Source organism: Secundilactobacillus mixtipabuli, from assembly GCF_002217925.1.
GTDB classification, from domain to species: Bacteria; Bacillota; Bacilli; order Lactobacillales; family Lactobacillaceae; genus Secundilactobacillus; species Secundilactobacillus mixtipabuli.
Map to the genome: position 1 here is coordinate 107219 of NZ_BCMF01000004.1, position 12640 is coordinate 119858.

The 12640-nt window shown below is 41.7% G+C and carries 12 protein-coding genes; 2 read left to right on the top strand and 10 right to left on the bottom strand.

What is annotated here, in order from left to right; all coding sequences use genetic code 11:
- Position 1: 1 nt before the first annotated feature.
- From galE to IWT5_RS04415, 3 genes are all read right to left on the bottom strand, one after another.
- A complete protein-coding gene (galE, locus tag IWT5_RS04405; protein ID WP_089108750.1) occupies positions 2-1006 on the bottom strand; it encodes a UDP-glucose 4-epimerase GalE in 1005 nt (334 codons plus the stop codon).
- Positions 1007-1094: 88 nt separating this feature from the next.
- A complete protein-coding gene (locus tag IWT5_RS04410) occupies positions 1095-2267 on the bottom strand; it encodes a galactokinase (RefSeq protein WP_089108751.1) in 1173 nt (390 codons plus the stop codon).
- Positions 2268-2532: 265 nt separating this feature from the next.
- Positions 2533-4260, bottom strand: coding sequence for a phospho-sugar mutase (locus tag IWT5_RS04415; protein WP_089108752.1), 1728 nt, complete (start codon positions 4258-4260; stop codon positions 2533-2535).
- Positions 4261-4500: 240 nt separating this feature from the next.
- Here IWT5_RS04415 and IWT5_RS04420 point away from each other — a divergent pair, with 240 nt between their 5' ends.
- Positions 4501-5856 carry a DUF2252 domain-containing protein gene (locus IWT5_RS04420; RefSeq protein ID WP_089108753.1) on the top strand — a complete coding sequence of 452 codons (1356 nt, stop codon included), beginning with the start codon at positions 4501-4503 and terminating at the stop codon, positions 5854-5856.
- Between the two features lie 141 nt (positions 5857-5997).
- Positions 5998-7107 carry a lactate oxidase gene (locus IWT5_RS04425; protein ID WP_089108754.1) on the top strand — a complete coding sequence of 370 codons (1110 nt, stop codon included), beginning with the start codon at positions 5998-6000 and terminating at the stop codon, positions 7105-7107.
- Positions 7108-7212: 105 nt separating this feature from the next.
- On the opposite strand, the gene IWT5_RS04430 is transcribed toward IWT5_RS04425, so the two are convergent.
- The 7 genes from IWT5_RS04430 to IWT5_RS04460 all read right to left on the bottom strand — a co-directional run bounded on the left by IWT5_RS04430 (position 7213) and on the right by IWT5_RS04460 (position 12510).
- Entirely contained in the window at positions 7213-8202 is a 990-nt protein-coding gene (locus IWT5_RS04430) for an SIS domain-containing protein (RefSeq protein WP_089108755.1), read from the bottom strand.
- A 23-nt stretch (positions 8203-8225) separates the two neighbouring features.
- Positions 8226-9062 (bottom strand): PfkB family carbohydrate kinase, encoded by an 837-nt coding sequence (locus IWT5_RS04435; protein ID WP_089108756.1) that lies wholly within the window; start codon positions 9060-9062, stop codon positions 8226-8228.
- Positions 9063-9064: 2 nt separating this feature from the next.
- A complete protein-coding gene (locus tag IWT5_RS04440; RefSeq protein WP_159459285.1) occupies positions 9065-9793 on the bottom strand; it encodes a UTRA domain-containing protein in 729 nt (242 codons plus the stop codon).
- A 38-nt stretch (positions 9794-9831) separates the two neighbouring features.
- Positions 9832-10566, bottom strand: coding sequence for an amino acid ABC transporter ATP-binding protein (locus IWT5_RS04445; protein ID WP_089108758.1), 735 nt, complete (start codon positions 10564-10566; stop codon positions 9832-9834).
- Positions 10550-11218, bottom strand: a complete 669-nt coding sequence (locus tag IWT5_RS04450) for an amino acid ABC transporter permease (RefSeq protein WP_089108759.1) — start codon at positions 11216-11218, stop codon at positions 10550-10552. Before IWT5_RS04450 ends, IWT5_RS04445 begins: the two co-directional genes overlap by 17 nt.
- A gap of 26 nt (positions 11219-11244) precedes the next feature.
- Positions 11245-12048, bottom strand: coding sequence for a transporter substrate-binding domain-containing protein (locus IWT5_RS04455; RefSeq protein WP_089108760.1), 804 nt, complete (start codon positions 12046-12048; stop codon positions 11245-11247).
- A 231-nt stretch (positions 12049-12279) separates the two neighbouring features.
- The gene (locus IWT5_RS04460) at positions 12280-12510 is read right to left on the bottom strand and encodes a YbaN family protein (RefSeq protein WP_089108761.1); all 231 of its coding nucleotides are present in this window, start codon (positions 12508-12510) and stop codon (positions 12280-12282) included.
- Between the last annotated feature and the right edge of the window lie 130 nt (positions 12511-12640).

Consider the following 12640-nt stretch of genomic DNA (forward strand, 5'->3'; position numbering starts at 1 on the left):
TTTAGGCTTCACCTCGGTCGTTATAGCCCTTTGGATGAGTCTGTTTCCAGTTCCAAGCGGTCTTAATAATTTCCTTCACATCATCGTACTGTGGCTTCCAGCCCAATACTTTGCGGGCCTTATCACTAGCAGCAATCAAAGTGCTAGGGTCACCGGCACGACGTGGGGCATCCTCTGCAGGAATTGGCTGACCAGTTGCTTCACGAGCGGCTTCCAAGATTTCTTTGTTCGAGAAACCAGTTGATGAGCCCAGGTTAAAGGCGTTACTATCGTTACCAGCCTTCAAGTATTCCAGAGCTAAGATATGAGCATCCGCTAAGTCCACGACATGGACATAGTCACGAACATTGGTCCCATCCTTAGTCGGATAGTCGGTACCAAAGATCTTTAAACCAGTCCGTTCACCCGCAGCGACTTGTAAAATAATTGGGATTAAGTGAGTTTCTGGATGGTGGTCTTCACCGATCGAGCCATCTGCTTTAGCACCAGCAACGTTGAAGTAACGCAGAGCCACGAACTTAATGCCATAAGCGAGATCAGACCAGTGAATGATCTTTTCCATGCATAACTTACTCTCACCGTATGGGTTGGTTGGAATCTGTGGGTCAGTTTCCTTGATTGGAATCTGCTTTGGTTCGCCATACGTTGCAGCAGTTGAACTAAAGATGATCCGCTTAATGTCGTGATCACGCATTGCCTTGAGCAAAGTAATCATGCCACCAGTGTTGTTATCAAAGTACTTCAATGGGTCCTTCATTGATTCTGGCACAATTGAAAATGCCGCGAAATGAATGACACCTTCCACGTTAGTTTCCTTGTTAAACACTTCGTCCAAAAAAGCGCGGTCGTGGATATCACCTTGGTAAAAACGAGCTTTAGGGTTAACGGCTGCCCGGTGACCTGTGATCAAGTTATCAATCACCGCAACGTCATACCCCTTTTCAATCAATCGGTCAACTGTGTGTGAACCAATATAGCCCGCACCACCTAATACAACAACTGTCATAAATGATTACCTCCATACTTTCTCTTAATCCTAATTCCGATATAAAAGCGCTCTGCAAGTTTGATTGCTTTGCGCCTTTTTAAAACTATTAAGCTTTGATTTCTTTAGGACCATCACCGATGCTTGCAACGTAGAAGCTGGCTTCATAACCAATTTCCTTCTTGTAAACGTCACCGACATTCTTAATGAAGTCATCAACATTAGCCTTGTTCACAATGGCAATTGCGCAGCCACCGAAGCCGGCACCAGTCATACGAGCACCAAGGACACCAGGTTGCTGCCATGCAGTTTCAGCTAAAGTATCCAGTTCCTTACCAGTCACTTCATAGTCATAATGTAAGGAAATGTGTGAAGCGTTGACTAACTTACCGAATTCTTCAAGTTGACCATTGCTCAAAGCCTTCTTAGCACGCAATGTCCGCTGGTTTTCAATTACAGCGTGGCGTGCCCGTTTGATCAAGGTGTCATCGTTAACCAAGTAGGCATTCTTATCAAATTCTTCTTGTGACAAGTCACCCAACGTCTTAATATCAACGCCGCCCTTTTGCAAAAGAGCCACTGCCTTTTCACATTCTGACCGACGTTCGTTGTACTTAGAATCAGTGAGTTCACGACGCTTGTTAGTGTTCATGATCACAATCACGTTGTCACCCAATTCAACGGGTACATATTCATATTTCATGGTATTTGCATCAAGCAATACGGCTTGGTTCTTCTTACCCATGCCGATAGCGAATTGATCCAAGATACCAGTGTTAAGGCCTAAGTAATCATTTTCAACCGCTTGGCCGTTCTTGATCAACGTCATTTGATCGACGCCCCAGTTAAACTCTTGGTTCAAAATGTTACCAATCAAAAGTTCAATTGATGCTGATGAAGACAGGCCAGAAGCATCTGGTAAGTCACCATGAACAAAGAGGTCAAAACCATGGTTGACCGTCTTGCCCTGCTTAGCCATTTCGTACATCACACCACGCGGGAACTTGGCCCAGCTATCGTTCTTATCAAAATCTAGCTTGTCAATTGGGAATGTTAAAATGCCTGCGTCTGGAAGGTTAGCGGAGTAAAGGCGAACCTGGTCGTCTTCACGAGCGGCGTAAACGCCGTAAGTACCCATCGTAATCGCACAAGGAAAAACGTGACCACCGTTGTAATCGGTGTGTTCACCAATGAGGTTAATTCGGCCTGGTGAAAAGTAAACGCGTTCGCCTTCGTAGCCAAAAGCTTTGTTGAATTCTTCTTTTAAGCTTTGATAATCCATAATTATGCCTCCACAGATTTTACTAAATTTTTACTACTTCTAAAATAACCTAAAATTTAGTGAAAGTCAACGAAAAATGAAATCGTTTTCTTTAGCTTTAAATCAATCTTTAGCCGTGCTCACAACTAATTCACACCATGTACCCCTGCTAATCATTGCCATCTGAAACAAAAGCAATCCGACGTTATCAATACCACATTAACTCGATCGAATTGCTTTTATTTTACTGGGCTGACGCCGAGTATTCCTCAGCGAATTGCCGTTTTTAATCTTTAACCCACTGGGTCAAGGCTTTTTCAAAATCAGCTAACTTCTGTGTGGCTTCTTCATCAGACTGCCCATTCGTCCCAATGTAAAACTTGATTTTAGGCTCAGTCCCTGATGGTCGAACAGCAATCCAAGTACCATCGGCTAACCAGTACTTCAAAACGTTTGAAACCGGTAAGTCTAACTTTTCAGTGCTGCCATCTTGGTGGGTTGCAACTTGGGTTTGATAATCATCGGTCGTTTCAACTTTAATGCCGGCAAATTCCGTTGGCTTACTGTCACGTAACGTCTTCATAATAGCTGCCATCTTGTCAGCGCCATCGACACCGTCAAATTCCTTAGCAGTCGTCTTTTCCTTAAAGTAACCATACGTCTTGTAGAGTTGTTGGATACCATCGTAAAGGGTTAGTCCTTGCTGCTTGTAATCAGCAGCAACTTCAGCCAACAGAATCGTTGATTGAATCGCATCCTTATCACGGACAAATGGGTTGATCAGATAACCGAAACTTTCCTCAAAACCAAACAGGAAAGTGTGGTCATGCTTTTGTTCAGCCAGTTTGATCTGCTCAGCAATGTACTTGAATCCAGTCAGCACGTTGACCATCTTGACACCATAGTGTTCAGCAATCTTCGTGGCCAGCTCAGTAGAAACGATTGACTTCACAACCATCCCGTCAGCTGGTAACTTGCCAGCGTCCTGCTTAGCCTTCAAGATGTAGTTCAATAAGACTGAAGCAATCTGGTTACCGGTCATCAGTTGGTATTCGCCGTTAGGCATCCGAACAGCAGCCCCTAAACGGTCAGCGTCGGGATCGGTGGCAACCAGTAAGTCAGCGCCTTCCTTTTTACCTAATTCAATCGCCATGTTAAAGGCTTCTGGGAATTCGGGATTTGGATGAGTAACCGTTGGAAATTCAGGATCAGCAATAGCCTGTTCCTTCACCATTGTAAAGTGGTTATAGCCGGCATCTTTTAGCGCACGGTACCCAATAATATGCCCCGTACCATGTAATGGCGTGTAAATCAGGGTCATGTCTTTGCCGACTTCATCGATCAGTTTAGGGTTGACCGATACCGCTTTAACACCAGCTAGATAGTCCTCATCAACATCTTCACCAATAATGTGAACCAGCTTTTGCTTGCGTAAAGTGGTTTCCTTAACTGTCTTAACGGTGAACATGTTATCGATGCCGTTAACATAGTCAGTAATTTGGTCAGCAGCCTTTGGTGGCATTTGACCGCCATCGGGACCGTAAATCTTAAACCCGTTGTACTGTTTAGGGTTGTGGCTAGCCGTGATCATGATACCGGCATAGGTGTGTAAATGCCGCACAGCAAAGGAAAGTTCTGGTGTAGGGCGAATGTCGTCGAAGACAAAACTTGGAATGCCGTGTGCACCCAAAACTTCCGCTGAATGATGAGCAAATTCACGTGATTGATAACGTGAGTCAAAACTGATTGCGACACCGCGCTGCTTGTCCTTATCATCCAAAGTATCCATAAACCGGGCTAAGCCTTCTGCAGCCGCACCAACGGTATAAACGTTCATTTGACCGATACCGGGGCCAATCAGTCCCCGCATACCTGCCGTTCCAAACGCCATTGGTTTCGTAAAGGCGTTTTCCAAAGCTTCTTGGTCATCGCTCATATCAGCTAATTCTTGTGCTAATGCTGGATCTAGGTCTTTATAGTTCTTCCATACTTGATAATTATCTTGCCAAGCCATCGTATCGCACTCCTCTTAATTGCTATTATTCATTCTCAATTCTACTTCCGTCTATTAGTATAATCCGAAATACACGAAAAGAGTAAAAATTTTACTAAACAATTGTATTTATCTTCTGAATACCTGATAATTTTACCATCTTCATGAATAACTTGCATTCGGTAACTCGTACATAGCAGCCCGTTCTTTACAGGTATGAGTGGTAAACTGGACATAATGATAATCCTGAGGTGAACGATAATGAGTGTGAAACCATTTGATTTTAGTCAGTTAGTCGTACAGCAGTCTTTAAAAGAACAAAGGAAGTTTGGCAAGAAACTCCGCCAAGCTTATCCGTTTGAAGCACTAGGAGAATACGTGCCAGCACAGCGTGATCCTAACCAGCTGATGAATGAAGTCCGGTCCATTTTGATTCCCGAATTACTACCAGAGCGAACCCAGCGCATGAGTCAATCGAGTTTCACCTTCTTTCGAGGGACCGCTGAATTAATGGAGTATGACTTGGCACACCAAGATAATTCCCCCATTCATACTGTCAGCTGCGGCGACGCACACATCGGTAACTTTGGCTTCTTCGGCTCTCCGGAGCGTCAGCTGTTATTTGATTTAAATGATTTTGATGAAGCTGGCATCAACCCCTTCGAATGGGATTTAAAACGCCTCGCCGTCAGCACGCTACTGGCTGGTCAAGAGCACCAATTCGAGGCTGAAAAATTGAACGGTCTCGTGAACGAACTCGGTGAATCTTACCGTAAATGCTTACAAAACATGTTTGAGAAAACCGCGCTCAATCGTTTCTATCCTGTAAATAGCGTGGAAAACATTTTGAACACCATTCCGTCTAAGGTAATGCACACGGAAAAATTAATGAAGTTTCTATCCAAAGCCGGCAAGCGTGATTCTGAACAGGTAGTTCGCAAGTTTACTGTTACGGACAGTAAGGGACAGATCTCATTCCGGGAAAATCCACCGAGAACGCAACACGTCAAAGATCAGGTAACCAAACACATCGCCAAGTACCTCACCCAGTACCGGCAAACCCTTGCCACAGACGTGAGCTTAATGCTTTCCCAGTACCACGTCACTGACATCGTTCGTCATAGCGTCGGGGTCGGCAGCTTTGGCTCACTGTGCTACTTGTTGCTATTGACCGGCACGGACGATTCACACTTGGTTTTACAGATTAAAGAAGCCCTGCCTCACCGTCAGTTAGCAGACCAATTGGATGAAGAAAGCGTTCAATACGAACTAAATGAAGGTAAGCGAATCGTTGACTGTCAAAAAATTCTTCAATCTGCTTCTGACCCGTTCTTAGGTTATTTTGCAACGGAAAAGAAGAGCTTTTACGTGCGGCAATTCCGTGATATGAAAGCCTCCATCGAACTGTCTGAACTGGATTGGGATCAGTTTGAAGCCTACGCCAAGACCTGTGCCTGGGTATTGGGCATTGCTCATGCACAAAGTCCAACTGCTGGCGTGATTCTTGGTTATACTGGCCATTCTGAAAAATTTGATTCTGCCATCCAGAATTGGACAGCGGCTTACGTTCAGCAAGTTGAACAGGATTTTGAAGCTTTTAAGCAATACCGTTTATAAGATAAAACCGTTACCTGGCAAGATTTTAGTCGGGTAACGGTTTTTTTAAGATAAACAGCAAGTGGTTATTCTTGACTCACTTATAAAAAGTAAGTAAGCTGTAGTCATTCAAAAATAATTAACTTTGTGGAGGCAACGATTATGGTAATGACTAACGGTTACGAACAAAATGAAAACGAAAAAACACTCGATATTTTAAATTTGACCCAACTAGAAGCAGATGCCAAAAAGATTATTCCTACCGGTGGCTTTGGTTACATCGTGAGCGGTTCAGAAGACGAATGGACCTTACAGGCTAACCGTAAGGCATTCCAACACCGTCAAATCGTTCCTAAGGCATTGAGTAATATTGAAGATCCACAAACGGATACCAACGTCTTCGGCTTAGGCCTGAAAACACCAATCATGATGGCCCCAGCAGCCGCACAGGGATTGGCTCACGCCAAAGGTGAAGTTGATACCGCAAAGGGTGTCGCAAAAGCTGGTGGCTTAATGGCTCAAAGTACTTATTCATCAACCTCGATTGCTGACACCGCTGCTGGTGGTGAAGGTGCGCCTCAATTTTTCCAGCTCTACATGAGTAAAGACTGGGACTTTAACCGTTCACTTTTGGATGAGGCCAAGCAGGCCGGCGTAAAAGCCATCATCCTCACCGTTGATGCCACAGTGGGCGGCTACCGTGAAGCTGATATTATTAATCATTTCCAATTCCCAATCCCAATGGCTAACCTGATTAAATTCAGCGAAGGCGATGGCGAGGGCAAAGGTATCTCAGAGATTTACGCTTCAGCTGCTCAAAAAATCGGTCCAGACGACGTTAAACGCATCATTGATTACACTGATTTACCTGTGATCGTAAAAGGAATTGAATCCCCAGAAGACGCTCTGTATGCCATTGGCGCTGGTGCTGCTGGTGTCTACGTTTCTAATCACGGTGGCCGTCAACTGAACGGTGGCCCAGCTAGCTTTGACGTCCTTGAGAGCGTTGCGAAAGCCGTCAACCATCAAGTACCCGTCATCTTTGATTCTGGTGTCCGTCGCGGATCTGATGTCTTTAAGGCAATCGCGCTAGGGGCCGACTTGGTCGGTATCGGCCGTCCAGCAATCTATGGCTTAGCCCTGGGCGGTGCCGATGGTGTCTACTCTGTCTTCGAACACTTGAACAATGAATTAAAGATCGTGATGCAATTAGCTGGTACGAAGACGATTGAAGATATTAAGCACGCTGAATTGTTGAATGTTCAGTATTAATTTAATCCTGCTAAATAAAAAGAACTGCACGCTTTGACGTGTAGTTCTTTTTGTTTGCTGCTCATTTTAAAGTTTAACAAAGCTTTCTGAATAAAATCTTCAGCCTTAATAATTTTCCAGTTTCCACATGTAACGCCGTTTACTAAGTGGATGATTGCGTGCATCAGCTAAATGTTCAGCAAATTTTCTCATGACCGCTGTTAGCACCATTGGATCAAAATAGTCAACAACAGAACCGTCAATCTGACTATCTAACCAGTAATCCTTTGCATCAATAACCGTATATTTGGTATCAAAACGCTGCAGAAATTCTAACGCACGAGAGTCCAAATGACGCGTTCGACCGTCGTTCATGAAGAGTAAAAATGGCGCATCTTTGACAGCCAATTCAAACGGCCCGTGGAAAAGTTCGGCACTATCTAAAACGGTTCCTTTAATCCATTGCATTTCCATAAAAATAAAATTACCCGTAGAATAAGCAACACCTTGATTGGCACCACTTGCCAAAGTAAAGATATGCGGCTCGTCCTTATAACTTTGAGCAAATTTTTCTGCATCTTCATCTGCTCCATCCGCTGCTTGATTAGCAATTGTATCGACAACAGATAAACCTTGAATCATTGCATCATAATTTTTAGTGTTTTCTACATGGTGTAATAATTCCACAGCAAACGTCAGTAATACCTTTTGTTTTGAAGCCTTAGTTGCGTAACTTTCAAAGAATTTATGCTGAAGAACAAAGTCAGCATTCTTAGTTAAAGGAGAATCAGGCTTATAAGTCAGTGTTAAAACGAATGCACCTCGCTTTTTTGCGTTACCTACCGCTTCAATAGATTCTTTGGTTGTTCCGCCCAGTGAAGCAACAACAGCAACTGAATGTTCGCCAAAATACGCTGGCGCAGCATAATTAAATTCATTGGCTTGAATTAAATCTGTCTTAAACGTTTCTGCGTTTTGTTTGACATAATAGTAAGCTGCAAATAATTCTGAATATGAAGCACCGCAACCGATAAAAACTAAGTTACGAACATCGCGTTTTTCGGTTATTTTGTTAACAACTTTCTTGATTTCATCTAAACTAGTTTCTTGTTCCATTGTTAATCACTCCAATTTGTCATTTATTGTAAAAATCTGCTTGGTGCTGCTACACCATGATCGAACGAACCATTTCTTTGAATTTGTTTCGCACTGTAATTACCAGCAGCTTTAAGTGCCTGAGGAATTGATTCCACCCGTTTCAAATTAATACTGAACGCTGTGATAAAGGCATCGCCAGCACCCATTGTATCTTTAACGGAATCGACTGCTATGGCGTCCTGCTGATAAATTTCTCCAGCAGCGGAAGCCAAAGCGCCATGATTACCACGAGTTATCAGTATAACCAACTGTTTGTTTGTCGTTAGTTTATGTAACTCATTAATTAAATGTTGAATCTTTTCTTCATCAGCATCTCCCATTGAAAAACAAGCAATATCAACTTGATTAATAGTCTGTTGGATGTGTTCTAGTGAACTGAAATCCGAGTAATCATAAATGATTTTAGGACCCTGCACCTTGCTTAAATAATCATCAGCATTGCCATTAATATTAAAGTGAACTAAGTCACACTGATTGATTCGTTCCAATGCTTGCTCTGACAACTTAATGCCCTTTTTTAAAACGCCACCGCGATTACTGGTTACAAAAACGCGATCACCATTTTGAAGCGTCACTTTTGAATAGCCACTTTCACCCTTCAGGATCCGAGAAAATTGATAATCAACTGACAGATTACTCAGGACTTGTTGAATATAAACACTTAATTCATCATTACCAAAATTACCAATATACATAGATTGAACATCAGGGAATTCTGTGGCAAAGTTGGCAAAGTTCAATGCATTACCACCTAAATACATCCGTTGTTGATCTAAGTAAATATCAACCACATTATCCCCAATAGCAGCAACTTTCATACTCAGCGCTCCTTTGTATTTACCGAGAAGCTTACTTTATTGACATCGTAATACATTACAGCACTATACATCACGCTGCCATTGTCTTCGTAAACTGTCCGATCCAGTTGATAAATTGGTGAACCAATCTCAAGCTTAAGATAATCTGCAATTTGTTGTGAAGCCGAGATAACATTGAGTGTTTGCTCGCTGGAATTGCCAAAAGTATCGTACTGTTCGTTTAAAATTTTGGTAACTGATGCACCTTCAGTAATCCGCTTGTCTAAATCAGGGAATCGTTCAAGGCTGTAATAACTAACTTCATATCCTGAATTATTTTGACCGAGGTCCATGGTTCTAGCCAATCTGATTATCGGGTCTCCCTCAATTATATGGAGGATTTTACTCCAGCCGGCATCTGCCGGCTTAACCTCGAGAACTCTAATCACTGCATCAGGTTTCTGCCCAGTTTCTTTCATATATGATGTATAACTCACCAAATCCAAGAGGTTACGCTTAACCTTTTGTGGTTGTACAAACGTTCCTTTGCCCTGTTTCTTTAACAGAACACCTTCGCTTACAAGCTGATTAATCGCCTTTCTAATGGTAATTCGGCTTGTGTTATAGCGTTTCTCTAGTTGTATTTCAGTTGGAATTGTTTCACCCACTTTATAAACTGAAGATCGAATATCACTTAAAATTTCGGACTTAACTTGCTTGTATAACGGTATAGCGCTTTGCTTACTAAGCATCAGTCGTCTCCCCATTCATTTAAATTTTATATTCTGGGCTATGTATATAGAATCTTAGAAATGAAATCTCGTGTTCGTTCATGCTGGGCATGCTCAAAAATCTTTTCAGGCGTATCTTCCTCGAGAATCTGACCGTCATCAACAAATAAAACTCGATCTCCTACCTGCTTAGCAAAACCCATCTCATGGGTGACAACAACCATGGTCATACCGCTCTTCGCCAGATTTTTCATTACTTTTAGCACTTCTTCAACCATTTCAGGGTCAAGTGCTGATGTTGGTTCATCGAATAAAAGAACATTTGGATGCATCGCTAGCGAACGAATAATTGCAATCCGTTGCTGCTGTCCCCCGCTTAAGGATGCTGGGTAACTATCCTTCTTTTCCGTCAAACCGATTTGACTCAATAATGAAAGAGCTTCCTCAGTTGCTTGTGCTTTGCTCTCATGCCTGACAACTTGCGGTGCGTGGATAATATTTTCTAACACCGTGTAATGCGGAAATAAATTAAATTTTTGAAATACCATACCTATTTTTTCGTGTGTTTTCCGTGTCACTTCTGACTTAACTTTACCAGAAACCACATCCCCGTCTACTAGTACCTCTCCACTGGTAGGTTGCTCTAATAGATTCATTTGTCGCAACAAAGTACTCTTACCTGATCCAGAAGGACCGATAATGACATCGACTTCACCATCATGAACTTTCATATTAATCTTTTTAAGAACGGTGTTATTACCGTACTTTTTAACAACGTTACGCAACTCGATCACTGGCCTTCATCCTCCTTTCAATATACGCTAATACACTATTCAATAACCACGTCATGACCAAATACAACAGTGATGCAACAAGCATCGGTTGTAATCCCAAAGCTGTTGAACCTCGAACGGTCTGTGCACTAAACATCAAATCTGAAATACCCAGTACTGATACTAGTGATGAGTCTTTTACGTTACCGATAAACTGGTTGCCAAGTGCCGGTAAGATGTTTTTAAACGCTTGAGGCAAAATAATATCGGTCATCACTCTTCGTTTTGACATCCCAAGACTAATTGCAGCCTCACTTTGTCCCATAGGGAGTGAATCAATTCCGGATCTAATGATTTCAGCAATATAAGCAGCTGAATAAAGTGTCAGTGCTACTACGCCCGTTACGAAGTCTGGAACATCGATTCCCAGAACCATTGGTAGGCCAATGTACACAATATATATTTGAACCAGTAAAGGTGTATCACGAATGAATCCGATATACATTTTAGCAATTAATGAAATCACTTTAATTTTGGAACGTTTCATGAGCGATAGGATAATACCCAAAATCAAACCCAATACAATCGAGATGACTGCAAGTTCAATCGTGATTCCCATTCCTTTAAGAAACAGGTCCCAGTATTTACCAACAAAAGAATAACTTTGAAACATACCACCACCTCCAAACGATACTTAATTTAATTAACCTGTTTTGCGTATTCAAGAACCCATTTTGCATAGTCCGTCTTGTTTTGTGCAATTACTTTATTAATTGCTTTGATTAAATCCTTATCCGCATTTTTAGGCAATGCCACTGCAGCACCAGCGCTTGAATCATGATGACGCCATGAGGTTATTGTTAGGTTCGGATTTTGTTTTAAGAGAATCGTGGCAGTTGGTATATCAATCGAAAAAGCATCTGCTTTGCCATTATTAACAGCTAAGGCTAGATCCGTTACTTTACCGAGTTTCTTCATCGGCGCATTTGGAAAAGCTTTTTTGATCATTGGCTCTTGCGTCGAATTATTGACAACCGCAATACTGGCATCCTTAAAATTATTAGTATCCTGATACTTGTGAGCATCACTCTTCCGAACAACTAACGTATTAGTACTTTTGTAATAAACATCGCTAAACTTAGCACCTTGTTTCCGTTCGGGAGTCGGGCTCATAGACGTAATTAACATATCTACTTTGTGTGCTTGCATGGCAGGTAGCATACCATCTAAGTCCATCGTTTTTATTTTGTATTTAACGCCTAGACTCTTAGCAACTTTTTTAACCAGTCGGACATCAGAACCAGACATGACGGTTTTACCGTTTTTACTCGTTTGAAATTCATAAGGTGGGTTTGAGCTGATCATTCCCACAGTTAAAGTGCCCTTCTTCTTAATACCTTGTAGTGACGAATTATTACTGTTACCACATCCACTTAATACTAAGAGGAGCGCACCAACTAAAGTTACTATGTATAAAAGTTTCTTAATAAAATTATGTTTCATAAAGATCTACTCCTTTTCAACACTTTCTATAACGTTATATAACGTTATGTTGATTCACATTATATTCTAACTTATTTGCAATGTAAACATCATTTTTTAATTTTTAATATTTTATTCTCTTTAGAATTTGACCAGGTCTATTCACATTATTTCGATTACAAATACTCTCAAACCCGTTTGAAGGCACAAAAAAAGTTTGAACAACAATCATTGTTCAAACTTTAAATTTGCTTAACTAACCAACCATTTTGCTAACATTGGTTGATGCTTTTTCAGCCATTCTGCAAGCCAAGTTCGGCTCAACCATTGATGAAATGTCGGCGATAACTTTTTTAAGCTATAAATCATTAATATTAAAAATGGAAATCCCGGGATGATTGGTAGCACAAAGCCAACAATTGACCCAATTAGCCCCGTGACCATTAACGTTGACCAGAGTAGTTTTGTAAAAATAAATTGCACGTTATCATCCCTCTTAGTTTTAATTTTAAGCTAGTATAGCGACAAATCAAGTAGCTGGCAAGAGAAACGCTGTGGATTTAATCATTTCGAAACCTTTCTGCTTTGGATGAAAGAAACAAGAGCCACCCAA

Coding starts and splice junctions, on each gene's coding strand:
- galE (WP_089108750.1), bottom strand. CDS start 1,006: ATGACAGTTGTTGTATTAGGTGGTGCGGGCTATATTGGTTCACACACA.
- IWT5_RS04410 (WP_089108751.1), bottom strand. CDS start 2,267: ATGGATTATCAAAGCTTAAAAGAAGAATTCAACAAAGCTTTTGGCTAC.
- IWT5_RS04415 (WP_089108752.1), bottom strand. CDS start 4,260: ATGGCTTGGCAAGATAATTATCAAGTATGGAAGAACTATAAAGACCTA.
- IWT5_RS04420 (WP_089108753.1), top strand. CDS start 4,501: ATGAGTGTGAAACCATTTGATTTTAGTCAGTTAGTCGTACAGCAGTCT.
- IWT5_RS04425 (WP_089108754.1), top strand. CDS start 5,998: ATGGTAATGACTAACGGTTACGAACAAAATGAAAACGAAAAAACACTC.
- IWT5_RS04430 (WP_089108755.1), bottom strand. CDS start 8,202: ATGGAACAAGAAACTAGTTTAGATGAAATCAAGAAAGTTGTTAACAAA.
- IWT5_RS04435 (WP_089108756.1), bottom strand. CDS start 9,062: ATGAAAGTTGCTGCTATTGGGGATAATGTGGTTGATATTTACTTAGAT.
- IWT5_RS04440 (WP_159459285.1), bottom strand. CDS start 9,793: ATGCTTAGTAAGCAAAGCGCTATACCGTTATACAAGCAAGTTAAGTCC.
- IWT5_RS04450 (WP_089108759.1), bottom strand. CDS start 11,218: ATGTTTCAAAGTTATTCTTTTGTTGGTAAATACTGGGACCTGTTTCTT.
- IWT5_RS04455 (WP_089108760.1), bottom strand. CDS start 12,048: ATGAAACATAATTTTATTAAGAAACTTTTATACATAGTAACTTTAGTT.